Below are 23,930 nucleotides of genomic sequence, written 5' to 3' on the forward strand. Positions count from 1 at the left end.
CATCGGGCCGGACGTCGCAGGCGACGTCGTCCCGGTCGTGGGTGGCTCCGAAAAGCACACCGGCGCGGGTCGGGATCGCATACCCGCCGAAGGCGACCGCCTGAGGTGGGGCGGCAAGGTGCGTCCAACTTGCCTGCCCCCCAACGGCGCTTAGGGGCAAGCCGGGGACCAGGCCGGAATTCACGCTGGGCGCCAAGAGCGAGGTCACCGTCGGCCTGACCCTCAACGGCGGCGTGACCTACGCAGAGACCTACTACTTCAACAGCACCGCCTCGGTACTCGGCTCGAACCTCGATCCGGTGAAGAACCAGACGGGCTTTGCCCTGGTGAACGCTCGTCTCGCGGTTGGACCGGAGGATCGGCGCTGGCGGGTCGAGCTGTGGGGCCAAAACATCTTCGACCAGTTCTACACGCAGGTCGGCTTCGACGCCGTCGCCCAGACCGGCTCGTATGACGCCTTCCTAGGGCTGCCCCGCACCTACGGCATGACCCTTAGGCTGCAGTACTAGAGCGCGCGGGATCAGGAACGAGGGAGCGCGCCGGAGCTGGGATTCGGCGGCGGTTCTGCGTTGGCGGCGCCGCAGCCGACCCTCTGCCTATGAAGCAGAGCGTGGTGGTTTCATCGGTTAGTGGGCGCCGGCGCCTAGATATTTTTCGCAGAGACATTTCTGCAACAAGCGGGGCCTTTCGAAGCTCGAGTATGGATGATCAGGCTGACGCGCCGGAAGTTGACGCCGGTGTCACTCGTCCGGGCTTGCGAAACTTTAGGACGAGAGGGCTCGTAAGGCGGCCCCTACGCGCACCGTTGCCGCGCCCGATCGGCGGGCGCCGGTGTTAGAAATCCGGGTACGCCGCCAGTGCTCGAGCCCGCCGACTGTGTCTGCAACGTGTCGTTGTAGTCGCTTATGCGTCGTTTCCGAAAAGAATTAGGCCAGCCCTGATACACATCGGATGATCCTTCCGTTACGGGCGGAACGACCCCGCATCAGACGGGGACGACGCCCTTCCAGGGGAGGAAGCCCACTCATGCTGAAAAGCAGATATTTCTGCGGCGGGTCCGTGCTGGCCGTCGTTCTCACATTTGGAGTGACACAGTCGGCGGCCGCCCAAGCCCCCAAGCCCCCCGCGGCCGGCGCCGCCGCCGGAAGCGAGGTCAGCGAAGTCATCGTCACCGGTTCCTACATCGCCGGCACGCCCACGAACGCGGCGCTGCCCGTCAACGTCATCGGCGCGGACGACCTGAAGAAGCAGGGCTCCCCGACGACGGTGAACCTGATCAAGACCATCACCGCGGCTCAGGGCTCGATCGGCGAATCGAACCGGTTCCTCGGGACGGCGGCCGGCGCCGCCACGGTCAACCTCCGCGGCTTCGGCTCGGCGCGCACCCTGGTGCTCTTCAACGGCCAGCGCATGGCCTCGTCTCCCGCCGCCGTGGCGCTGGAGTCGGTCGACATCAATTTCATCCCGAACATCGCCATCGGCCGGATCGAGATCCTGCGCGACGGCGCCGCGGCGACCTACGGCTCGGACGCAGTCGGCGGCGTGGTCAACTTCATCACCCGACACGACCTGGAGGGATGGGAGTTCAACGCCGACTATTCCTACATCAAGGATTCCGGCGGCGACTACGACATCAGCGCCGCCCGCGGCTGGCGGTTCGATCGCGGCGACGCCATGATCACCGCCACCTACCGGCGGCGGAGCGAACTGCGCACCACCGACCGCGATTGGGCCCTGCAGTCCTTCGCCAAGAACAACTTCGGCGGCTGGTCGACGGCGTCGAACCCGGGCGTCTTCCAGACCGGGACCGCAGCCCAACTGGCGACCGGAACGTTCAGCCAGTCCTTCGTCGACAACGGCTGCGCGGAGCTGGGTGGCGTCCTGGTCAGTGCGGCCGCGCCGTCGTCCGGCTGCCGATTCCAGTTCACGCAGTTCGATAACCTCGTGAACGACGAGTACCATTACTCGATCTACGGGCAGCTGAACTTCCAGATCACCGACGACATCAACTTCCACGGCGAGGTGCTGTGGGCCCGCCACGACGTTCCCAACGAGCGCGTGTCGCCGGCGCAGTCCACGACGCAGTTCCCGACGCCGATCGTGGCCTCGGGCGGTTCGCCTGGCGGCGGCACGTCGCCCTATCCGGCGGTCGGCCTGAACCAGCAGTCGCGGTTCTACGTCCCGAATACCAACCCGGGCCTGATCGCCTTCCTGGCCAACCCGGCGAACTGCCCGGCGCTGGGCTCCATCTGCACCAACGCGGCAGCCAACGGCGTGGTCGCCTCCCAGACCCTGTGGCGGCCGGAAGGCTACGGCGGCAATCCGCTGTTCGACGACGGCGCCGACCACCAGGCGCGCCGGGCGACGGCCTTCCGCGTCTCGGGCTCGTTGACCGGTCACACCTTCGACGACATCGGCTGGCGCGTTTCGGCGACCTATCAGGTCAACCACGGCGAAGCGGGCGCAGGCCCCGACATCTCCGTGACCCGGCTGCAGCTGGCGCTGCGCGGCTTGGGCGGACCCGGGTGCAACCCGGTCACCGGCACGCCCGGCGCCGGCGGATGCGAGTACTTCAATCCCTTCTCCAACGCCTACACAGCCAGCAAGGGACTGGGAGGGACCAACCCGTTTGCCGCTCCGTCGGCGAGCAACAACAGCTCGACCCTCCTGAACTGGCTGCACCTCCAGCTGACCGGCGACACCTACACCGAGCTCGCGGTGGGTGAGGCGGTGTTCAACGGCCAGGTGCCCTTCGACATCGGAGGCGGCCCCATCGGCTGGGCCTTCGGCGTCCAGGCGCGCTACGACCGGACACAGATCACGGTTCCGGACTTCTACGACATCAACGCGACGCCGTGCGTCGACAGCATTCCCTTCGGCGATGGCCTGCCGGGGTGCGGCAATTCCGGGACCGGGGCCTTCACCTTCTATTCGGCGGTGCAGGAAATCGACGTCGACCGCACGGTCTCCTCGGTCTTCGGCGAGGTCAAATTGCCGATCACCGACAAACTCGAACTCTCCGCCGCGGCTCGCTACGAGTACTACGGCGGCAATTTCGGCTCGACGACCAACCCCAAGGTCTCGATCCGCTGGCAAGCGCTCGACTGGCTGGCCTTCCGGGGCTCGGCGGGTTCGACCTTCCGCGCGCCGACGCAGCCCTCGATCACGCCCGGCAACGTCCGCGGCCTGGCCCAGTTCAACCTGCCGGGCGTCGGATCGCTCTATCGTCCGGTGGATACGGCCAACAACCCGAACCTGCAGCCCGAGACGGCGGACACCTATAACGTCGGCGCGATCGTCCAGACGAGCCGCTTCCACGCCACGCTCGACTACTACAAGTTCAAGTTCAAGGACGAGCTGACCAACGAGACGGCCGCCTCGCTGGTCTCGACGATGTTCCCGAGCGCGACTCCGTCGACCTGGAAGTGCGACGTGGCCGCGTTCCGCAGCCGGTTCACGTTTGCGGATGACGGCAACCCCGCGACCGACGATTGCTCGCCCGCCAACCTGCTCGCCGTGAAGGCCAACCTGATCAACGGCCCAAGCGTGGACACCTCCGGCCTTGACTTTGACGGCACCTACTTCTGGCCGGAAGCCCTGTTCGGCGGCGATCTGACGTTCGGCGCCGATGCGACCTATCTGATCGAGTACAAGCGCGGCGCTCTGGTGACGCTTGACGGCTTCACCATCGCTCCAGCGCTGGATCGGGCCGGCAAGACGGAGCTGCTAAGCGCCTTCTATTCCTACCCGAAATGGCGCGCGAACGGCTACATCCAGTGGACCTCCGGTCCGCATAACCTGCGCTGGACGACCCACTTCAAGAGCGGGACGGACAACCTGGTCGGCACGTCGAGCCTCAAGACCGACGACGAGATCACCCACGACCTCGTCTACACCGGGCAATTGCCCTGGGACACGACGCTGACGGTCGGGATCATCAACATCCTGGACACCGATCCGCCGTTCACCCGCAGCCAGTACAACTACGACTACACCAACGCCTTCTTCCTCGGGCGCGTCATCCAGTTGGGCGTGCGTAAGAAATTCTAGCTTTCCCAGGGGCGTCGGCTGATGTGCCGGCGCCCCTTCTTTTTTGAGGGAGCAAGCCGGCCTTGCGCCGGCGTTTCTTTTGGGCGCTTACGGCCTGGCGCGGCGCGGGAGAGCGGCGATCTCTTCCGGGGTCAGCTTGCGGACCGCCCGAACGGCGCAGCGTTGCGGGCCGATCGGCGAGTGGCTGATCACCGTGGCGTCCATGCCGGTGCAGATATTGGAGCCAGGGGTAGAGACCAGCGCGATGCGCTGGTTCCAGTCGATGTCCTGGCATGGGCCGAACATCTCGAACTCGAAGACCTGGCGCACCCCCACTCTCACGTACAGGGTGCGGTTGTCCGCGGCTGCGAAGCTGTCGGCGTTGCGGGTCCAGAAGCATTGCCGCCCCGCCGGGCGCGACTTGGCGGCGTCAGCCGCAGCGGCGCCCGTCGCGCTTAGCGCCAGAAGGGCCGCTACGGTCGCGGCGACGTGGGCATTCATCACTCGAGTCCTTACGAACCTGTCCCGGGCCTAGCCTATATGGGCCCGCTGAACCGCCTATGAACCGCGCCTGGCGGCGCGGTGGGCGAACCGCGCGGGGTAGACGATTGCGGCCAATGGCGCGGCCAGGGGCGAGGGCGCGCCCATCGCCAGCGCCGCCACATGCTCCGCCAGCAAGGGGGCCAGGGTGAAGCCGCGTGCGCCGAAGCCGCCCAGCACGAAGAGGCCCTCTGAGTCGGATGCTTCGCCCGCTACGGGCAGCCGGTCCGGCGTCGCGACGCGGATCGAGGCGCGGCCCTCCAAGGGCGCGGCGGCCAATCGTTCTGCGAGGCGTGGCAGGCCTTCAGCGAGCGACTGCAGATTGCGGCGGTGATCGTCCGGTCGGATGTCGCGGGCGACGTCGCCGCGGTCGTGGGTGGCGCCGAACAGCACCCCGGCGCGGGTCGGGATCGCATAGCCGCCGAACGCCACGGCCGGCGGCGGCTGGTCTAGGGCCGTCCAGCTTGCCTGTCCGCGTACGGCGCTGAGCGGCAAACCGGGGATCAGATCGCCGGACGCCAGTCCCGCGGCGACGATCACAGCGTCTGCGGTGGCCAGGGTCTCGCCGGCGGCGTCGAATAGGCTCCAGACGCCGTCGATGTCTTCGATCCGCTGGACCGCTGCCGTCCGAACCTGCGGCGCCCAGGCGTTCAGCGTGATACGCGGCTCGATCACCAGGCCGTCGAGCAGCTCTAGGGCGTCAGGCGCCGGCTCGCCCAGCCGGTGGCTCGCCTCCCCCGGCGGCAGTATCGCCAGGGTTCCACGCGCGAACAGGTCGGAGGCGGCGACCTTGGCGAACCGTGTAGCGTCGCGCGGCTGGACGGCGAGTTGCAGGGCGCCGCGTGAGATGATGGCCTCGGGCTGGTCTTCGTAGAACGCGACGCTGCGTCGAAAGGTCTCCGCGAACAGCTGGGCGGGCGTCGCAAGGCCGGCGTCCAGCCGGGGCGTCACGAGGGCTGCGGGGTTGCCCGACGCGCCCGCGCCTCGCCCTTCGCCGTCGAAGACCACCGCCTCGCCGCCCAGCGCCTCGACCGCTCGCGCCGCCGCTGCGCCGCCGACGCCGGCGCCGACGATGGCCACCCGGCGAACAGACCGCCGATCCTGCCGCGCCCCTGGGAGCTGCGCGGAAAGCCGCTCACGCTTGCGTCCGAAGCCCGGCCGCTTCTCCACGGCGAAGCCCGCCGCCGCGAGCCCGCGGCGAACCGCGCCTGCGACCGTGAAGGTGGCCGCCACGGCGCCCGGGGCCGAGCGCGCCGCCACCAGGGCCAGAACCTCCTCGCGCCACATGGCGGGGTTGAGGGCAGGCGCGAAACCATCAAGGAACCAGGCGTCCGCGCGGCCGGACCAGCCCTGCAGCGCGGCCTGGACCTCCGCCACGGCCACATCGAGGATCACGCCCAGGTCCGGCAGTTCCAGCCTATGCAGCCCCCGGGCCTGCCCCGGCCACCGGGCGAGCAGCGGCGGGGACAGGCCGGCCAGTTCCGGCCAGCGGCCGAGTGCGCGGCGTGCGTCATCGGCGGTGATCGGGTGGGCCTCGACGGAGAAGATGTGCAGTTGGCCCTGCGGCGGGCGCGTGCGCGCCCAGAGCTCGATCAGCGCCAGGATGTTCAGCCCTGTCCCGAAGCCGAGCTCGCCGACCACGAAGCGGCGTCGGCCCTGCCACGCCTCGGGCAGGCCGCAGCCTTGCAGGAACACCGCGCGGGCTTCCGCGAGTCCGTCTTCAGCGGAGAAATAGACGTCGCCATAGAGCCGCGAACGCGGCTGGCCGTCGTCGCTCCAGGCGAGCGGTCCTTCGGGGGCGGAGGGGACGGCCTTGTCGCTCATCGTCGCCTTGGAGAGGATCGTGGCGCCCCCAAGGATAGCGCGCCGGCAACGAAAAAGGGCCGCCCTTTGAGGGGCGGCCCTTCGATCGCAATCGCGACGAGAAGCTTACTTCTTCTCGGGCGCGGCCGGCGCGGCGGCGGCCGGAGCAGCGGCGGCGGCGGCGGCCGGGGCAGCGGCAGTGGCGGCGGCGTCAGCGGCCTTACCAGCGTCGCCGGCGGCGGCGGCGGCGTCGGTGGCGGCGGCGTTGGCGCTCGTCGCGGCGCTGTCAGCGGCCACGGCGGCGGTGTTGGCGGTCGCGTCGGCGGCCTTGTCAGCCGGCTTGGAGCAAGCGGCCACGGAGAGAGCAGCGACGGCGGCGCCGGCGACGAGCAGCTTGCGGAGGAGTTCGGAGTTCATATTCAGGATCCCTGACGTCGAAGATGTTGCTGACACCTACTAAGCGTCGCAGAACCGGTTCCGGCACGGGAATCGGCCAACGAGCCTGGGCGCTTGGGAAAAATACCTAGCTTGGCAGCGAGAGCAATCCCTGAATTCACGAGTTCGTGATCATTTTTGCGCCGCGACCTGCCTGGCGCGGGCGCGGGATCAAGCCGGCGCGCCTTCCGGCGGGATCGTCGTAAGGGCTTCTTCAAGTTCTAGGAAGCTCGGTTGCGCGCCGGAGGGCACATTCCCGCGGCCGATCTCAACGGAGATCTGTGCGGCGTTGCCGTGCAGGTGAGCAACGAGCACCGATTGGATGATCTTGTAGAAGGACCCGTCCTCCTCGAGGACCGCCGCCATACGCACCGCCATCGGCCCGACCAAGCCGTAAGCCAGGAACACGCCCAGGAAAGTGCCGACCAGGGCCGAGCCGATCATCTCGCCCAACACAGCAGGGGGCTCGGTGATCGCGCCCATGGTCTTGATGACGCCCAGTACGGCCGCCACGATCCCAAGCGCAGGCAGGGCGTCAGCGAGACTGGTCAGGGCGTGGGGGGCGGCCAGGGCTTCGTGGTGGTGCTTCTCGAGCTGGGCTTCCATCGCGTCTTCGACCTGGTGGGGATCCTCCAGGTTCATGGTCATCATCCGCAAGGTGTCGCAGATGAAGTCGACCGCGAAGTGGTCTGTCATGATCCGCGGGTAGCGCGAGAAGATCGAGCTCTCCTTGGGGTTCTCGATGTGGCTTTCCAGAGCGATGACGCCCTTGGACTTCATGGTCTTGGTGAGCAGGAACAGGAGCGACAGCAGGTCGCGATAGTCGCTGGGCTTCCACTTGGGCCCCTTGAACACCTTGCCCATGCCGCTGCCGACGGACTTGATAACCCGGGTGGAGTTGGAGATCAGGAAGGCGGCGGTTCCGGCGCCGCCGATGGCCATCATCTCATGCGGCAGCGCGCCGATGATGACCCCGATGTTCCCGCCGGAAATGATGAAACTGCCGAACACAAGCGCGAACAGCAGCACGATGCCGATGATCTGAAACATTGGGTCTCCCGCGGGTCCGGGAACCTTGGCTGTTATTGCTTAATTTCGGGTGGACAGGCCAGTGGATGCGCCTGGGGGTTTGCGCGCCGCCGCCGCACGGCCTAATCGGCGGAGCATGGTTGCCGCCGTCGCATCCGAGGTTTCACAGAGCACCCTCCCGAAACGGGCGGTCGCGATCATTATCGGGGTGTCGGCGGCCACTGCGCTGGGAAACACCGGGCTGATCTCCGTGTTGCCCGCGATCGGCCGCTCGATCGGCATACCCGACGAAATGGTGGTGGCGATCTTCTCGCTCTCGGCGATCATGTGGGCCGTGGCCTCGCCGTTCTGGGCGCGCGCCTCGGACCGGTTCGGGCGTAAGCCGCTGATGATGGTCGGACTGTCCGGCTTCATGATTTCCATGACGCTGTGCGGATTGGTGGTCAGCGCGGGCCTGCGCCACATGGCTGCGCCGCTGGTCATCTTCATCCTGTTTCTTCTGGGTCGCTCCCTTTTCGGCCTGTTCGGCTCCGCGTCGAACCCAGCGACCCAGGCCTATGTCGCCGACCACACACCGCGAGATCAGCGCACACAGTCGATGGCGATGCTTGCCGGCGCCTTTGGGATCGGCACCGTCGTCGGACCGTTCCTGGCGCCGGTGTTCATCTATCCCGTGCTCGGGCTGGCAGGGCCGCTCTTCAGCTTCGCTCTGATCGCGGCGGCCATGCTGTTCGTCGTCTGGCGGTATCTGCCGGAGAGCGTGCGGCGAGCCGAGGTGGAGGCTGAGACGGCGAGCGAGGCTCAGGACTTAGGGCCGCCGCCTTCGGCGGGACCGATGTGGCGCGACCCGCGTGTCGTCCCGTTCCTCGTCTACGGCTTCATCGTCGCGACCAGCCAGACCGCGCAGCAGCAGACCCTCGGCTTCCTGATCATCGACAAGCTTGGGGTTTCACCGCTGGCCGCGCAGCATCCGATTGCGATTGCGATGGCGTTCGGGGCGGTGGCGGGGTTGCTGGCCCAGTGGGGCGTGATCCGGATGTTCGAAATGACACCGCGCCAGCTCCTGCGCTGGGGCGTGGCCTGCGCCGCACTGGGCAACATGCTGGTCGCCGTCGCGCACGACTATTCGACGGTTGTGGCCGGTTATGCGGTGGCGAGCCTCGGCTTCGGCTTCGCCCGGCCGGGGTTCACCGCAGGATCGTCCCTCGCAGTGAACTGGCGTGAGCAGGCGCGGGTGGCTGGAGCCATTGCCGCCGTCAACGGCATCAATGCGGTGTTTGCGCCCGTATTCATGGCGCTCTACCGGGCTTACCACCCTGCGCCTTTTCTCCTGAACATGGCGCTGATGCTGGCGATGCTGGCCTACACCTTCCTGAGCGGGCCCTTGCGCAACGCCGATCCGGCGCCGGCCACGCGCGCCGACACCGCCCTTGCGACCCTCGAAAAGAGCGACGAGGGCGGGACTTAGCGCGCCACTAGAGGTCTCCGCCGGCTTCCTTCTTCAGCTTCTCGATCATGGCGGGCGAGAGGTACCCATCAGCGGTGATGCCGCGCGCCTTCTGCCAGGCCCGGAGCGCGGTGCGGGTGCCCATGCCGACGACGCCGTCCGATGTCCCGGGATTAAAGCCCAAGGCTGCGAGCGCCCGCTGCGCGGTCATGCGGTCGGCCAAGGACAGGGGCGTCTCGGCCGGCCACGCCCTGACGAGGGGAGCGCCACCGGCGATCCGATCCGCGAGCAGTCCGACCGCGAGCGCATAGGCCACCGAGTTATTGTACTTCCGGATCACGAAGTGGTTTGGCAGCAGCAGGAAGATCGGTCCCGAGGCGCCGGCCGGCGCGAGCAACTGTGCCGGCGCGGCCTGGTCGGCGGCGGACCAGGCCGCGCCGTCGGCCCGCTTGACGCCCTTTTCCGCCCATTGCGCCGGGGTCAGTTTCGGCCCTTCGCTCAGGCTGAAGTCGAAGCCTGGCGGCACGACGACCTCTCGGGCCCAACCCTGGCCGGGCGTCCAGCCGCCCTTCGCCAGGAGATTGGCGGCCGAGGCCAGCGCGTCGGCCTGCGAGTTCCAAAGGTCTCGTCGGCCATCGCCATCGCCATCCACGGCGGTCGCACGAAACGAGGTAGGCGTGAATTGGGTCTGACCCATAGCGCCCGCCCATGAGCCCTTGAGCTGGCTGCGCGTGGCCTCTCCGGAAGCGATGATCTTCAGGGCGGCGATCAGTTCGCCCTCCGCCCAATCACGCCTGCGGCCCTGCGCGGCCAAAGAGGCCATGGAGCGGATAACGTCGAAATCCCCCTGGATGGCGCCGAACGCGGTCTCCCGCGACCAGATGGCGATCAGGATCTCGCGCGGGACTCCGTAGCGCTGTTCGATAGCCGGCAGCGCCTGGACCTCGACGCGTTTGCGTTGACCGGTGTTGATCGGGCCCTCGGTCACCGCGCCTTTGATGTAGGTGGAAATCGGCAGGGAGAACTCGGGCTGACGGCTGTCGCGGGCGGTGACCCGCGGATCAGGGGTCAGCCCGGCCATCTCACGGTCCAGAATTTGGGGCGAGATTCCGGCTTTCACCGCCCTTCCATAAAAATCGGCGGCCCAGGCGTCGAAGACCTGATCCCCCGAGGCGGTGGGCGGCCGGATGGATCTGACCAACGCCGGCTCACTCGGCGCCGCGGGCGCCGGCGCTTCAATGGCGGGCCTCGGGGGGGCAGCGGGAAGAGGCGCCTGCGGCTTGACGGCGGGGCTTGCGCAGCCGGCCAGGAGGAGAAGGAGGACGAGGAGGGAACCGCGGCGATGAAGCATCCGCAGGAGACTAACGAGCGTCGAGTCCGGGCTCAATCGGAAGACGAAGCGCGCCGGCGTTGACTTAGGCAGACCCTTTCCGTATATCCGCGCGCTCCCTGTGAAACCCCGGACGCCTACGTCCGCGCGCCCGAGATCAAGGTCATGAAGGTCAGAAGCTCGCTCAAGTCGCTCAAGACGCGTCACCGCGACTGCAAGCTCGTGCGCCGCAAGGGCGTCGTCTACATCATCAACAAGACGAACCCGCGCTTCAAAGCCAAGCAGGGCTGACGCTTTCGTCGATGCCGATGCCTCGGGCGGTCGTCTGGGACTTCGGCAACGTCATCGTCCGATGGGACGCGCGTACGCTCTACTCGAAAATCTTCCCCGATCCGGCGGAGCGTGACCGCTTCCTGACGGAGGTGTGCACGATCGATTGGCACATCGCCACCGATCGCGGCGTCAGCTTCGCCGAGAACTGCGGGTCGCTCGCCGCGCGCCATCCCGAGCACGAAGCCGCAATCTGGGCCTGGAAAGATCGCTGGTGGGAGATGTTCTCCGGGTCGATCGCGGAGACTGAGGCGGCCATCGAGGCGCTCGACGCCAAGGGCGTGCCGCAATTCGGGCTATCCAACGTGTCGCTTGAAACCCTCGAGCGGACCATGGCCATGAGCCCGGCCTTCAGCCGTCTCAAGGGAGTCGTCGCCTCGGCGGCGGAAGGCCTCATCAAGCCCGACCCAGCGATCTTCCGCCTGGCCAGCGAGCGCTTCGGCTTTGCGCCCGAAGAACTCATGTTTGTCGATGACGCCGCGCACAACGTCAAAGCGGCGCGCGATCTCGGCTTCCACGTCCACCATTTCACCGACCCGGCCGCCCTGCGACCGGCGCTGGAGGCGGCGGGCTTGCTCTGACCTTCCGGCGCGTGAGGGCCCACACATCGGAGGGACGCGGGGCGCGCGCAGAGCATCGCGATACTCATCCAACCTTCTTAGTGGTCGTTGCTGCGGACCAGTTCGAAGAACTCCTGGCGCGTTCTGGGGTCGTCGCGGACGACGCCCAGGAGGTGGCTGGTGGTCAGGCGCGAGCCGGGTGTGTTGACGCCGCGCATGGTCATGCAGCTGTGCTCGGAGACCACCACGACGCCGACGCCCTTCGGGTCGAGGATGTCCTGAATAGCTTCGGCGACTTCGGCGGTGAGCTTCTCCTGGATCTGCAGGCGCCGCGCAAAGCCGTTCACGACGCGGGCCAGCTTCGAGATGCCGACCACCCTGTTCCTGGGCAAATAGCCCACATGGGCCTTGCCGAGGAACGGCAGCATGTGGTGTTCGCAGAAGCTCACCACCCTGATGTCCTTCAGGATCACCAGTTCGTCGTAGCCGCCCACTTCTTCAAAGGTGCGCTCGAGGTAGGCTCTTGGATCGGCCTCGTAGCCCGAAAACAGTTCCTTGTAGGCCCGGGTCACCCGACGTGGCGTGTCGACGAGACCCTCGCGGTCGGGATTGTCGCCGGCCCACTGGATCAGGGTGCGGACGGCGGCCTCGGCCTCAGCCTGAGTGGGTTCGGTCTTTTCGGACATCTCGCTCTCCGCGCCGCCAGATCTCAACGGCTAGCATGCGGCGAAGGTTCGCGGGGAAAAGGCGGCGGAGCGGATGACAGCCGCGGGAGCCCCCGCTAGGGTCCGGTCCAACCTCCGTTCCAGTTTGAAGAGTCTTCCCATGGCCGACGACGCCTCCGCCCATCCCGATGTGCTGAACCAGGCCGCCCAAGGCCAGCTCAAGAGCATCATCGAACGTATCGAGCGGCTGGAGGTGGAAAAGGCCGAGGTCGCCGAGCAGATCAAGGAAGTGTTCGCCGAAGCCAAGGGCAACGGCTTCGACGTCAAGATCCTCCGCAAGGTGGTCCGCATTCGCAAACAGGATCGCGCCAAGCGCCTGGAGGAAGATGCAATCCTCGACCTCTACCTCTCGGCGATCGGAGAGATTTGAACCGAAAGCCACCGGATCGGAAGGCCGCAGCCAAGCGGGCTGCGCTGAATGCGCTGAAGCGCGCCCGGCGTCAGGCCGAGCGCGCCGGCGTCAAGCTTTCCGATTGGGAAGGCGAGTTCTTGGGCAGTGTCGCCGACCGCCTGAAGACGTTCGGCCGCGCCTTTGGCGATCCGGAGAAGGGCGCGCCGGGTGAGGCGCTTTCGGCGCTCCAGACCGTGAAGCTCAAAGAGATCACGGCCAAGGCGAAGGGCGAGAAGAAGGACCTCAAGCGCCGGCCCTTCCGGCGGCGCGGGAGGCCTGAGCCTTAGCTGGATCGCCGGCGGTTGCCTGCCGGGAATGCGAAAAGTCCGCCGCAATCGACGTCAGGCGACTTGAGCGTCGTCCTCGTCGGAGGCTTCATCGTTCACCCCCTTGATCACGTCCTCCAGGCCCTGTTCCCGGACCTTGCGGTAGAGGGTCGACCGGCCGATGCCGAGGCGGCGGGCGACCTCGCTCATGTGGCCGGCGTAGATCTCAATGGCGAGCTGGATCAGGTCGCGCTCGATTTCCTCTAGCGTGCGCAGGTGCCCGCGTTCGTCGAGGATGCGCACCGGCACCGCCTGGGGCAGGTCCGGCATCAACTGGCCGCCGATCGGTGTGATCGCCACAGTGGAAGGCGGGCCGCTGTCGGTCGTGTGAATCGGCGGGGCGACACCCGAGATCGCCGGGAAATCGTGCGGCTGGAGATAGGGAGCGTCGGCGAGCACGATCGCGCGGTAGACCGCGTTCTCAAGCTGGCGGACGTTGCCGGGCCAATCGAACGCAGAAAGGTAGGCCATGGTCTCTGGGGTCGCCCCGACCACGGACTTGCCTTCCTCCACGTTGAAGCGGCGCACGAAGGCGTCGACCAGGGCCGGCACGTCATCCTTACGCTCGCGCAGCGCAGGGGCCTCGATGGGGAAGACGTTCAGGCGATAAAAGAGGTCCTCCCGAAAGCGTCCCTCCTTCACGGCGAGGGAGAGGTCGCGGTTGGTCGCCGAGACGATGCGCACATCGACCTTGATCGGACGCTTGCCGCCGACCGCATCGATCTCGCTCTCCTGAAGGGCGCGCAGCAGCTTGACCTGGATATCGAGCGGCAGTTCGCCGACCTCGTCGAGGAACAGCGTACCCCCATTGGCCTCCAGGAACTTGCCGAGGTGCTTGTCGGTGGCGCCGGTGAAGCTGCCTTTCTCGTGCCCGAACAGTATCGACTCCACGAGGTTCTCGGGGATAGCGCCGCAGTTCACCGCCACGAAGGGCTTGCCTCCGCGCTCGGATGAGCCATGCACGGCGCGGGCGATGACTTCCTTGCCAACGCCGCTCTGCCCCGTGATCAGAATCGGGATCGACGATTTCGCGGCGCGTTCGCCTAGGCGCTTGACCATCACCATGGCAGGCGAGGAGCCGATCAGATCCTCGAAGCTCGTGCGCCCGCTCGCGTGCTTCTTCAGGCGGTCGACCTCGCCCTTCAGCGCACCCATCGAGAGCGCATTGCGGATCGAGACCATGATGCGCTCGGGCGCCGCCGGCTTGACGAAGAAGTCCATGGCCCCGGCCTGCATGGCCCGCACGACGGTATCGATGCCGCCGGTGGCGGTGACGACGATCACCGGCTGGTTGAAGCCGCGTGCGCGCATCTCGACCAGGGTTTCCTGTCCGGAGATCCCGGGCATGACAAGGTCAAGCAGGACGACGTCGGCGGGCGCGCCGAGCCCTAGGTGCTGGATCGCCTGGTCGCCGCTCTCAGCGTGCGCAACCGTGAAGCCGTTCCGCTCGAGGACGGCCTGGATCAGCCGACGCTGTGTCGGATCGTCGTCGACGACGAGAACCGTTTTGGCCATTTGACTACACCCACCGAAACCGGCCCCCGCCTCATGGGACGAGGGCTCCTGTTGTCGCGAATTGATACAGGGCATGCGTAAAGGCCGGGTTTCGGAGACCTGAGTCAGGCGTTAACGGCCGCCGTCCGATGCGCCGTCCGATTCGGCCGGTCGAACTGTCATGAACCCACGCTATGGCGCTGTCATGATTGGGGCGGCGCGCCGGGACATGCGGAAAACAAGGCTAGCTGCGATGGCGGCAGGGTTCGCGGCCTCGCTGGCGCTCTGGTCGCCCGGAACTGCGGCGGCCCGCAACGTGATCATCTTCGTGGCCGACGGCCTTCGGTCGCACAGTGTGACGCAGGATTCGGCGCCCGCCCTGGCCGCGGTCCGGGCGGACGGCGTCGACTTCGAGAACAGCCACTCGCTCTATCCGACAGTCACCACTCCCAACGCCTCGGCGATCGCCACGGGTCACCTCCTGGGAGACACAGGGGACTTCGGCAACACGATCTACGTCGGCCAGGGCTTTCCGCCGCCCTACGGCTCGGTCCTTGCCGGGCTCGAAGACGACGACCTGCAGCGACTGTTGAACCAGCGCTACGCGGGCAACTACCTGAGCGAAACGACCTTGCTGCAGGCGGCCCGGGCGAAGGGCTATGCGACCGCAGCGGTCGGCAAACACGGCCCGACCGCGATCCAGGACGTCGTGTCGCGCGACGGCCTGGGCACGATCGTCATCGACGACGCCACCGGAGGCCGCGACGGCAGCGCCGGCATTCCGCTGGCGTCGGAGGTTGCGGCGGCGATGAAGGCGGCTGGCCTGGCGGTGGCGGCGCCCGATCGCGGTCTGAACGGCGGTGGCGGCGCCTACAACATGCCGGGCGTGCAGGTCGCCAATGTCGAACAGCAGAACTGGTTCGCGGGCGTCGCGACCAAGGTCTTGCTCCCCAGGTTCAAGGCCGCGGGCAAACCGTTCGTTATGGTCTTTTGGTCGCGAGATCCGGACGGTACGCAGCACGACCAAGGCGACAGTCTCAATGTCCTGGAGCCGGGCATCAACGGCGCGACGTCCAAGGCGGCTATCCGCAACGCCTCCGATGATCTGCAGGCCCTGCTCGACGCGCTGAAATATCTGGGGCTCGATGCCGACACCGATATCGTGGTCACTGCCGACCATGGCTTTTCCACCCTGTCGCGCCGGAGCGAAACGAGCGCGGCGGCCAAGCTGCACTACCGCGATGTGGTCCCGGGCTTCCTCCCGAGCGGCTTCATGGCGATTGACATGGCCAAGGCGCTCGGCCTGCGTTTGCGGGACGCCGCCGGCGTTGACGTCGACCCGGCGAAGGGCTTCTACCCCAAGACCGGCGCGCTGCTGGGCGCCGATCCGATGCAACCGTCCGTGGTCATCGCACCCAATGGCGGCTCGGCGCTGATCTATCTCACGGGGTCCGACGCCAGGTCGGTCGCTCCGCGGATCGTCGAATTCCTGACTGGCCAGGACTACACGGGCGGCATCTTCGTCAACGACGGGCTGGGCTCGATACCCGGCGCGCTGCCGATGAGCAAAATCGGTCTGATCGGCGCAGCGCGTGCGCCGCAGCCCTCGATTGTGGTCTCGTTCAAGAGCTTCTCCACCGGCTGCGCAGACCCCGAACTCTGCGGCGTCGAGGTGGCCGACAGCGGACAACAGCAGGGGCAGGGAATCCACGGGGCCTTCAGCCGTGCCGACACCCACAATTTCATGGCCGCTGTCGGTCCGGACTTCAAAGCCGGCTTCAGGGACCCGGCGCCCGTCAGCAACGCTGACTGGGCCAACACGCTCGCCCAGGTCCTGGGGCTCGAGCTCTCGAACAACGGTCACGTCAGGGGACGGGTGATGGCCGAGGCGTTGAGAGACGGCGGTGCGCCGCCTGAGACGCGGGTGATCGTCGAACGCTCCGAGCCTGCCGCCAACGGCTTCACAACGGTGCTCAATGCGCAGGAAGCCTCCGGCGAGACCTATTTCGACGCCGCTGGGATGCCGGGGCGGACACTGGGCCTCAAGCCTTAGTCTGGTTCGTCAGCTTCTGTGTCTTCGCGGTCGCTGGCCGGGGCTGGCCTGATCACCTACCCGCCAGCCGGGCGGGCAGGAACCGACATGGCGGAAGCGTTGCGCCAGGCGCAAAGGCCCGACCCCCGAGAGCTGCGTCACCGGAGTAAGCATGGACACGAGCCGGAAATCCTCGGTGACGTCGCCAAGGGTCTGGTCGCTGACGGCGAATAGGCTCCCCTTGGCCCGGCAGCGAAGCGCCCAGTGGCGTTTCCGCATGAGCGGCGGGGTGACGTCCCGGCAGGGCGCGCCTTCGACCTGGAGGGTATGCACGAACGCTTCGCGCGGAGGCGTGCTTGCGCAGACGAACGTCGGGGCCGTCGGGAGGCCCCCCTCGCCGATCACCTGGACAAGCCACAACTGCGGCGTGTCCTGCGCTCGCCGCGCGTTGACGGCGGAGCTGGCGTTCGCGTCGCCGTCGCAAGCGGCAAGGCTGAGCAAGAAAAGTGGGACCAATACCCTCAGGCTCCCAACGAGCGGGTAACCGCCGCCGCCGAGGACTCGGGTCAAGGCCGGCCCCCTAGCGGTAAATCGGCGAAACGATGATGGCCTGCATGTGGTGCTCGACCTCCACCGGGACGAGGATGGGCGGCATGCCCTGGGCCATTCCGGCCGGCTGCGCCTTCCACGCGCCACACGCGGCGAGCGCGATGGCGCAGGCCGTGAGGACCGCGCCCGCGTCCTGACGCTGAAAGCCGGGCGAAGGGCGCCGCAGGGCCTTGATGCGTTGCTCCAGGGGATGAGGCGCTGGACCGGTGAGCCAGTGGCAGCCGAGCGGCGTGGCGACGCCACCGATCTGAGTCTTCAGCAAGGTCTCGGCATAGAGACGCTTCTGGCCCGAGCGGCGCGCGAGCACAGCGGCGTCGCAGGCGAACTCCTGGTCCAACCTGGCTTCGCGCGCCGCGATATGCGCCAAGGGATTGAACCACAGCAGGCACTGGGCCAGGGCGATGAAGCCATTTGTGCGCGGGTCCCCACGATCGATATGGGCGCGTTCGTGCGCGCGGATCAGCGCACGCTCCTCGGTGGAGTAGAGTTGGTCGGAAGCCGCTGGCATGATGATCCGAGGCACGAAGAATCCGGTGACGGCCGGGCCCGCGAGGCCGCGCCGCGCCATCCGCAGGAACCGTAGCTGGCGGCGTGCAATCACCACGCCCCCGATGGCTGCGCCCAACAGCCAGACCGCCAACAGCGTCCGGGCGGGCGCGCTATCGAGCGCCTGGGTAGCCGCAAAGATCGGATCGAAGTGAGGTCCGTCGCCGGGAGGATAGATGCGGGTCGCCGGCGCCGCCGGGGCCAGCGCTGCGGCTGCCGCGATGGGGACGCAAACCCATAGCCGGTAGGCGACTTCCGCCCCGAGGTGTCGCCGCGCCTTCTGACGCAGGGCCAGCACGATCAGGATCGCGGCGGCGGCCGCAAGGTTCAGGTGAACGATGGCGACCAGCAGGTCAGTCGCCATCGTCGAGGCCTTCGATCAGGCGCTTCAGGCGCTTCACCTCATCCGATGACAGGTTGCGGTGCCGGGCGTAGTGGGCGACCAAGGGCGCAAGTTCTCCGCCGAACAGCCGATCGAGAAGCCCTTGGCTCTCGCCCTGCACATATTCCTCGCGGGTGACCAGCGGGCGGTAGCGCGCACGGCCCTCGCTGCGCTCCGAAATCAGCGCCCTCTTCTTCAACAGGCGATTGATCAGCGTCTTGACCGTAGCTTCGCCCCATCCCTGCGGCTCGCCGACGGCGGAGACGATCTCGTCGGCGGACAGCGGCCCCTTGAGCCACACCGCTTCCATGACCTGGCTTTCTGCGGCTGATATTCGCGCCATGGCTTTACATCCGTACTTCCCGCTGACGTTACAATCGTAATATCGCGCGTCAAGTCACCGGTTCGCGAGTTCGCCGTTCTAGCCTACCCGTACCTGCGCGGGGCCCGGGATCGTCCGACCGATAACCGCCGCGGCGTCGAAGCCGCGCTCGCGGACAAGGCCAAGGATGCGGTCTGCCTCCTCCGCCGCAACCGCGATCAACAGGCCGCCGCTGGTCTGCGGATCGGTGAGCAGGTCGCGTTTCCAGTCCGGTAGCTCGGCGGGCAAATGCACGTCGTCGCCGTAGCTCGCCCAATTGCGACCCGAGGCGCCGGTCCTGACGCCGGCGCGCGCCAGGGCTTCGGCGCCGGCCAGCAGCGGGGGGGTGGCGGAAATCTCGGCGGAGAGATCCGAACCGCGGCAAATCTCCAGCAGGTGGCCCAGCAGGCCGAACCCAGTCACATCGGTGACGGCGTGCACGCCAGCGGCGTCGCCCAACTCGCGCCCGACGGCGTTCAGTTTGGTCGTAGAGTCGATGAGGGATTTGTAGCCCGCTGCGTCGAGCCGCCCCTGCCGGAACGCAGCGCTGAGCACTCCGACGCCCAGAGCCTTGGTCAGGATCAGGGCGTCACCAGCCTTGGCCGTTCGGTTGGTCAGCACCCGATCTGGGTGGACGAGGCCCAGGGCCACCAGGCCGTAGATCGGCTCGACGCTGTCGATGGAGTGCCCGCCGGCCACCGGCACGCCCGCCGCCGCGCAGATCGAGGCGCCGCCCTCCAGGATCGCGCGGATGGTGTCCGGGCTGAGTTTGTCGACCGGCATGCCGACGATGGCCAGGGCCAGGATCGGGGTCCCGCCCATGGCGTAGACGTCGGAGAGCGCATTGGCCGCCGCGATCCGCCCGAAGTCGAAAGGGTCGTCGACGACGGGCATGAAGAAGTCGGTGGTCGCCACCAGGGCCTGGGCGTCGTTCAGGCGCCAGACGGCCGCGTCATCGGATGTCGCGGTCCCCACCATCAGGTCGGAAAAGGCGGCTGTCGCCGGCATGCACTTAAGGATCGATTGCAGCACCGCCGGCGCCAGCTTGCATCCGCAGCCGCCGCCGTGGGCGAGCGACGTCAGGCGAACATCTTGGGGGCTGGCTTCGGACGAGATCGCTGTCATAGCTCGCCTTATAGGGCGGCGGCGCCCGCAAGCCGATGAGTCTAATGTCTGGCATCCACATCCTCCAGACGGCCGACGCCGATAGCTTGTCGCGGTTCGACATGGTGATCGACGTGCGCAGTCCCGCCGAGTTCGCCGAAGATCACGCGCCCGGCGCGACCAATCTGCCCGTACTGACCGACGCCGAGCGCGCCGAGGTCGGGACGATCTATGTGCAGGAAAATCGCTTCAAGGCGCGGCGGGTCGGCGCAGCCTACATCGCTCGCAATGTCGCTCACCACCTGGAGACCACGCTCGCCGACCGTCCGGGATCATTCCAGCCGCTGGTGTATTGCTGGCGCGGCGGTCAGCGGTCGCAGGCCATGGCGACGATCCTCAGCCAGGTCGGTTGGCGCACGAGCGTGCTGGCCGGGGGCTACAAGACCTGGCGGCGGCACGTGACCGCCCGGCTCTACGATGCGCCGCTGGCGCTGCGGCTGGTGCTGCTGGACGGCTGCACGGGCTCGGGCAAGACCGAGGTGTTGCAGCGGCTCGCGACACGTGGCCACCAGGTGCTCGATCTGGAGGCCCTCGCCGCCCACCGAGGGTCGCTGTTCGGCGGTCTGGCCGGCGTTTCGCAGCCCAGCCAGAAGATGTTCGAGTCGCGACTGCTCACCATGCTCGATGGGCTCGATCCCCGTCGCCCGCTGATCGTCGAGGCGGAGTCCAGCAAGGTTGGCGAACGGATGGTGCCGCCAGCACTTTGGGAAGCCATGGCCGTGGCGCCGCGCATCGAACTTTCCGCGCCCGCCGCTGCGCGGGCGGCCTACCTTGTGCGGGCCTATCGAGACATCGCGCTTGACCGTCCGGCGCTTGATGAGGCCCTGCGGCGCCTGCCGACCCCGCCAGGCCGCAAGCGGCTGCAGGCCTGGGGCGCGCTCGCCGACGCCGGTGACTTCGAGGCCCTGGCGTTGGCGCTTATGGAACTTCACTACGACCCGGCCTATCGCCGCGCCGCCGCCAAGAGCGCGCGGCCGAGCCTCGGCGTGCTGGAGTTGGCGCGGATCGGGGACGCCGAGCTTGACGCCGTCGCCGAGGAGATCGCCCGTCGCGTCGAGGCGTTTGCCCGCAGCTGAAAGAATGGAACGGCCGGCTCGGCTCGCGTGCTATCTAAGCGACATCACCGAACGACGCGCCCAGCCGCCACGCGTTCGCGGCGGCTCGGGCGCGCCGAGCCGCACTCCGCGGCGCCGGAATTGAGGACGCCGCCATGAAGACCTACCAGGGTACGATCACACCACACCGCCGCGACCTCACCGATCCGCGCTCTTCCGGCAAGCCTGTTCAGGCGCCCAGGACGCCGATGCTCAACGACCGTCGCAGCACTCGCTGACCGCGAATTCGAAGGAGCCCGCCATGGCCAAGGGTCAGAAGAAATCGAACAAGGAAATACGAAAGCCGAAGCAACCGAAGGCCAAACCGGCTGAGGTTGTCTCGGTGCTGCACCCGGCGCACAAGAAGTAGCCGCCTCAAGGCCTATGCAGGATCGCATAGCTGAACCACGCTCCTGCCCGGAGTCGCCCGGCGGGAGCGTGGGCAAGCTGCTGTGCATCGCTGACGGGGGCGCTCATGTTCGTGGGACACTACTCGGCCGCCCTGGCCGCGAAGGCCGCTGAGCCGAGGGCGCCGCTCTGGTCCTACGTTGTCGGCTGCGAGCTCCTGGACGTGGGCTGGGCCACGCTGATCCTGGCCGGCGTCGAGAAGGCTCGGGTCGATCCCACCCTGCCGGGCTCGCCGCTGGTGCTCCACCACATGCCTTCACCCATAGCCTGCCCGGCGCGCTGGCCTGGTCAATCGCCGCAGCCTTGGCGCTGCGCTGGGCCATGCGGCGGCCCTGGCGCGCGGCGGTGTTCGTCGGAATGACGGTGTTCTCGCACTGGCTGCCGATCTCCTTGTTCATCGGCCAGACCTGGAGTTGTGGTTCGGTGGCGGGAAGGTCGGCCTGGGCCTCTGGAACTATCCGGTGGCCGAGCAGGCCATCGAAATAGGACTGCTAGCCGTCGCCGGCGCATTCTGGGCCGGCTGGCGCGTGCGGGCCGGACGCCATGTCTGGCCGGCGGCCCTGTTCCTGGCCTTCCTCGTGGCCCGGCAGATCTACGCCTTGAGTGCGCCGGAGGGCGGTGAAGGGGTCCAGATGGGTGCGGTGACGCTACTGAGCTATCTGGCCGTGGCTTTCATCGCCTGGCTCGTCGAGCGCGGTCCGGTTGACGTGGCGGACCGCTTGCCCGGAAGCCAAGTCCGCGCATAGTGCCTCCAATGGCCTAGCCATAAGGCCAAGGGAGAGGGCGACCATGAGGATGATCAGGCTCGGTTTGGCGCTGCTGCTGGCGGCGTGCGTCGCCGCCTGCCAGAAGCCCGCAGGCCATGCGAACGTCGACGGCGCGCGAATCGCGGCCGCGGACTCCAACACTGAGTGGATCTCCTACGGCAAAGGTTACTCCGAGCAGCGGTTCAGCCCGCTCGCCAAGATCGACAAGACCAACGTCGGCAAACTCGGCCTGGCCTGGTACGCCCAGTTCGATACCGACCGCGGCCAGGAGGCGACGCCCCTGATGGTCGACGGCGTGCTCTACACCACGACGGCCTGGTCCAAGGTGTTCGCTTTCGACGCTGCGACCGGTAAGCCCAAGTGGTCCTATGACCCCAAGGTCGATGGGAAGAAGGGCTTCGACGCCTGTTGCGATGTGGTGAATCGCGGCGTCGCGATCTGGAAGGGCAAGGTTTACGTCGGGACGCTGGATGGCCGGCTGATCGCACTCGACGCCGAGACCGGAAAACCTGTTTGGTCCGTCCAGACCACGGACCCGGCCAAGCCCTTCACGATCACCGGCGCGCCCCGGGTGGTGAAGGACAAGGTGCTGATCGGCAACTCCGGGGCCGAATATGGGGTGCGCGGCTACATCACCGCCTACGACGCTGCGACCGGCAAGATGGTCTGGCGCTTCTACACGATCCCCAACCCGACAGGTGCGGCGGATGGCGCGGCTTCCGACAAGGTGATGAAGGCCAAGGCGCAGGTCACTTGGCCGGAGGGCCAGTGGAAGCTGGTCGGCGGCGGCGGCACGGTTTGGGACGCCATCGTCTATGACCCGACGCTCGACATGATCTACTTCGGGGTCGACAACGGCACGCCGTGGAACCAGGAGGAGCGCTCGGGCGGCAAGGGCGACAACCTCTTCGTCTCATCCATCGTGGCGGTGAAGGCCGACACCGGCGAATACGTCTGGCACTATCAGGTTAACCCCGGCGAGAGCTGGGACTATTCGGCCGTGCAGCCGATGATTCTGGCCGACCTGACCATCGCAGGGGCGCCGCACAAGGTGCTGATGCAGGCGCCGAAGAACGGCTTTTTCTATGTGCTCGACCGGACCAACGGGAAGCTGCTCTCGGCCAAGAACTTCGTGCCCGTCACCTGGGCCACCGGCATCGATATGAACACCGGCCGGCCGATCGAGAACCCGGCGGCCCGCTACGGCAAGGATGTCGAACTGCAGATGCCCGCCCCACTGGGCGCCCACAACTGGCACCCGATGGCGTTCAGCCCGAAGACGGGGTTGGTCTATATCCCCGCCCAGCAGATGCCGTTCGCGTTCCAGAACGATCCCAACTTCACCTTCAGGCCTGGCGGCTGGAACCTTGGCGTCAACCTCCTGGCCAACGCCGCGCCCATGACGCCCGAGCAAACCAAGGCTTTGGCGGCGCAGATCAAGGGCTCGCTGATCGCATGGGACCCCGTCAATCAGAAAGCCGTCTGGACCGTCCCGCGTCCCTATTTCTGGAACGCCGGCGTATTGGCGACCGGTGGCGACCTGGTCTTCCAGGGCGCAGCCGAAGGGCAGTTCTATGCTTACGACGCAGCCAACGGGAAGCAGCTGTGGGCCTATCCCACCGGCAACGGGGTGATCGCTCCGCCGATGACCTACGAGCTGAACGGCGAGCAGTACGTGGCGCTGATGGTGGGTGCGGGCGGAGGCGGCCAGGTCTCGGCGCCCTCGCTTCTGCCGACGCGGCCGAGGCTGCCTGGCCGCCTGTTGGTTTTCAAGCTCGGCGGAACGGCGAAGGCGCCTGACTTCGTCTTGCCGGCCCAGCCCGAGATCGACCTCTCCAAGGTGAAGACCACGGGCGATGCCAAGCACGGCTTTGTCGTGTTCAACAACAACTGCCAGGTCTGCCACGGCGCCAACGCCACAGGCTCCTGGCTGCCGGATCTGAAGCGCTCGCCGATGATCACCACGCCGGACGACTTCAACTCGGTCGTCATGCAGGGCGTGCGCGCCCACAACGGCATGGTCAGCTTCTCGCGGTTCCTGAAGCCGCAGGACGTGGAGGATGTCCGCGCCTTCCTGATCAGCCAGGGCAGGGGCGAGCCTCTGCCCGTGGTGACGGCGGGGAAGTAG

General features: G+C 67.4%; 25 protein-coding genes. 14 read left to right on the top strand and 11 right to left on the bottom strand.

What is annotated here, in order from left to right; translation table 11 throughout:
* Window positions 1-233: 233 nt before the first annotated feature.
* Both VGI62_RS02875 and VGI62_RS02880 read left to right on the top strand, forming a co-directional pair.
* Window positions 234-509, top strand: coding sequence for a hypothetical protein (locus tag VGI62_RS02875; protein ID WP_331502887.1), 276 nt, complete (start codon window positions 234-236; stop codon window positions 507-509).
* A gap of 517 nt (window positions 510-1,026) precedes the next feature.
* Entirely contained in the window at window positions 1,027-4,050 is a 3,024-nt protein-coding gene (locus VGI62_RS02880; RefSeq protein ID WP_331502888.1) for a TonB-dependent receptor domain-containing protein, read from the top strand.
* A gap of 87 nt (window positions 4,051-4,137) precedes the next feature.
* On the opposite strand, the gene VGI62_RS02885 is transcribed toward VGI62_RS02880, so the two are convergent.
* From VGI62_RS02885 to motA, 4 genes are all read right to left on the bottom strand, one after another.
* Entirely contained in the window at window positions 4,138-4,530 is a 393-nt protein-coding gene (locus tag VGI62_RS02885; protein WP_331502889.1) for a DUF6491 family protein, read from the bottom strand.
* A gap of 57 nt (window positions 4,531-4,587) precedes the next feature.
* Window positions 4,588-6,393, bottom strand: coding sequence for a tRNA (5-methylaminomethyl-2-thiouridine)(34)-methyltransferase MnmD (gene mnmD, locus VGI62_RS02890; RefSeq protein WP_331502890.1), 1,806 nt, complete (start codon window positions 6,391-6,393; stop codon window positions 4,588-4,590).
* Window positions 6,394-6,498: 105 nt separating this feature from the next.
* Complete coding sequence (locus VGI62_RS02895) at window positions 6,499-6,789, bottom strand: hypothetical protein (RefSeq protein WP_331502891.1); 291 nt, start codon at window positions 6,787-6,789, stop codon at window positions 6,499-6,501.
* Between the two features lie 189 nt (window positions 6,790-6,978).
* A complete protein-coding gene (gene motA, locus VGI62_RS02900; RefSeq protein ID WP_331502892.1) occupies window positions 6,979-7,857 on the bottom strand; it encodes a flagellar motor stator protein MotA in 879 nt (292 codons plus the stop codon).
* 115 nt (window positions 7,858-7,972) lie between these two features.
* Between motA and VGI62_RS02905 the strand changes: the two genes are divergently transcribed.
* Window positions 7,973-9,304, top strand: a complete 1,332-nt coding sequence (locus tag VGI62_RS02905) for an MFS transporter (protein ID WP_331502893.1) — start codon at window positions 7,973-7,975, stop codon at window positions 9,302-9,304.
* 7 nt (window positions 9,305-9,311) lie between these two features.
* Here the strand turns inward: VGI62_RS02905 and VGI62_RS02910 are convergent, their stop codons facing one another.
* Entirely contained in the window at window positions 9,312-10,634 is a 1,323-nt protein-coding gene (locus VGI62_RS02910; RefSeq protein WP_331502894.1) for a lytic murein transglycosylase, read from the bottom strand.
* A gap of 144 nt (window positions 10,635-10,778) precedes the next feature.
* Between VGI62_RS02910 and ykgO the strand changes: the two genes are divergently transcribed.
* Complete coding sequence (gene ykgO, locus VGI62_RS02915) at window positions 10,779-10,904, top strand: type B 50S ribosomal protein L36 (protein WP_111456358.1); 126 nt, start codon at window positions 10,779-10,781, stop codon at window positions 10,902-10,904.
* An 11-nt stretch (window positions 10,905-10,915) separates the two neighbouring features.
* The gene (locus VGI62_RS02920) at window positions 10,916-11,524 is read left to right on the top strand and encodes an HAD family phosphatase (RefSeq protein ID WP_331502895.1); all 609 of its coding nucleotides are present in this window, start codon (window positions 10,916-10,918) and stop codon (window positions 11,522-11,524) included.
* Between the two features lie 77 nt (window positions 11,525-11,601).
* On the opposite strand, the gene folE is transcribed toward VGI62_RS02920, so the two are convergent.
* Window positions 11,602-12,189, bottom strand: a complete 588-nt coding sequence (gene folE, locus VGI62_RS02925; protein WP_331502896.1) for a GTP cyclohydrolase I FolE — start codon at window positions 12,187-12,189, stop codon at window positions 11,602-11,604.
* Between the two features lie 139 nt (window positions 12,190-12,328).
* On the opposite strand from folE, the gene VGI62_RS02930 reads away from it, so the two are divergent.
* Window positions 12,329-12,598, top strand: coding sequence for a DUF2312 domain-containing protein (locus tag VGI62_RS02930; RefSeq protein ID WP_293371969.1), 270 nt, complete (start codon window positions 12,329-12,331; stop codon window positions 12,596-12,598).
* A complete protein-coding gene (locus VGI62_RS02935; RefSeq protein ID WP_331502897.1) occupies window positions 12,595-12,906 on the top strand; it encodes a hypothetical protein in 312 nt (103 codons plus the stop codon). The genes VGI62_RS02930 and VGI62_RS02935 overlap by 4 nt, the downstream gene beginning before the upstream one ends.
* A 54-nt stretch (window positions 12,907-12,960) precedes the next feature.
* On the opposite strand, the gene VGI62_RS02940 is transcribed toward VGI62_RS02935, so the two are convergent.
* Window positions 12,961-14,460, bottom strand: a complete 1,500-nt coding sequence (locus tag VGI62_RS02940; protein ID WP_331502898.1) for a sigma-54 dependent transcriptional regulator — start codon at window positions 14,458-14,460, stop codon at window positions 12,961-12,963.
* 232 nt (window positions 14,461-14,692) lie between these two features.
* On the opposite strand from VGI62_RS02940, the gene VGI62_RS02945 reads away from it, so the two are divergent.
* Window positions 14,693-16,492 carry an alkaline phosphatase family protein gene (locus VGI62_RS02945; protein WP_331502899.1) on the top strand — a complete coding sequence of 600 codons (1,800 nt, stop codon included), beginning with the start codon at window positions 14,693-14,695 and terminating at the stop codon, window positions 16,490-16,492.
* Window positions 16,493-16,501: 9 nt separating this feature from the next.
* Here VGI62_RS02945 and VGI62_RS02950 read toward each other — a convergent pair whose 3' ends face one another.
* The 4 genes from VGI62_RS02950 to selD form a co-directional block, all read right to left on the bottom strand.
* Window positions 16,502-17,041 (bottom strand): hypothetical protein, encoded by a 540-nt coding sequence (locus tag VGI62_RS02950; protein WP_331502900.1) that lies wholly within the window; start codon window positions 17,039-17,041, stop codon window positions 16,502-16,504.
* A 10-nt stretch (window positions 17,042-17,051) separates the two neighbouring features.
* Window positions 17,052-17,990 (bottom strand): M56 family metallopeptidase, encoded by a 939-nt coding sequence (locus VGI62_RS02955; protein WP_331502901.1) that lies wholly within the window; start codon window positions 17,988-17,990, stop codon window positions 17,052-17,054.
* Entirely contained in the window at window positions 17,980-18,351 is a 372-nt protein-coding gene (locus tag VGI62_RS02960) for a BlaI/MecI/CopY family transcriptional regulator (protein WP_331502902.1), read from the bottom strand. Before VGI62_RS02960 ends, VGI62_RS02955 begins: the two co-directional genes overlap by 11 nt.
* Before the next feature lie 78 nt (window positions 18,352-18,429).
* Window positions 18,430-19,494 carry a selenide, water dikinase SelD gene (gene selD, locus VGI62_RS02965; RefSeq protein ID WP_331502903.1) on the bottom strand — a complete coding sequence of 355 codons (1,065 nt, stop codon included), beginning with the start codon at window positions 19,492-19,494 and terminating at the stop codon, window positions 18,430-18,432.
* 44 nt (window positions 19,495-19,538) lie between these two features.
* On the opposite strand from selD, the gene mnmH reads away from it, so the two are divergent.
* From mnmH to VGI62_RS02990, 6 genes are all read left to right on the top strand, one after another.
* Window positions 19,539-20,609 (top strand): tRNA 2-selenouridine(34) synthase MnmH, encoded by a 1,071-nt coding sequence (gene mnmH, locus VGI62_RS02970; protein ID WP_331502904.1) that lies wholly within the window; start codon window positions 19,539-19,541, stop codon window positions 20,607-20,609.
* Between the two features lie 134 nt (window positions 20,610-20,743).
* Window positions 20,744-20,866 (top strand): hypothetical protein, encoded by a 123-nt coding sequence (locus VGI62_RS02975; protein WP_331502905.1) that lies wholly within the window; start codon window positions 20,744-20,746, stop codon window positions 20,864-20,866.
* 23 nt (window positions 20,867-20,889) lie between these two features.
* Window positions 20,890-20,997, top strand: coding sequence for a hypothetical protein (locus tag VGI62_RS22390; RefSeq protein ID WP_414695626.1), 108 nt, complete (start codon window positions 20,890-20,892; stop codon window positions 20,995-20,997).
* 105 nt (window positions 20,998-21,102) lie between these two features.
* Entirely contained in the window at window positions 21,103-21,396 is a 294-nt protein-coding gene (locus tag VGI62_RS02980) for a hypothetical protein (RefSeq protein ID WP_331502906.1), read from the top strand.
* A gap of 52 nt (window positions 21,397-21,448) precedes the next feature.
* Window positions 21,449-21,781, top strand: a complete 333-nt coding sequence (locus VGI62_RS02985; RefSeq protein ID WP_331502907.1) for a hypothetical protein — start codon at window positions 21,449-21,451, stop codon at window positions 21,779-21,781.
* A 43-nt stretch (window positions 21,782-21,824) separates the two neighbouring features.
* Window positions 21,825-23,930, top strand: coding sequence for a PQQ-dependent dehydrogenase, methanol/ethanol family (locus tag VGI62_RS02990; protein ID WP_331502908.1), 2,106 nt, complete (start codon window positions 21,825-21,827; stop codon window positions 23,928-23,930).

Origin of the sequence: Phenylobacterium sp., assembly GCF_036495085.1 — a bacterium.
GTDB lineage: Bacteria > Pseudomonadota > Alphaproteobacteria > Caulobacterales > Caulobacteraceae > Phenylobacterium.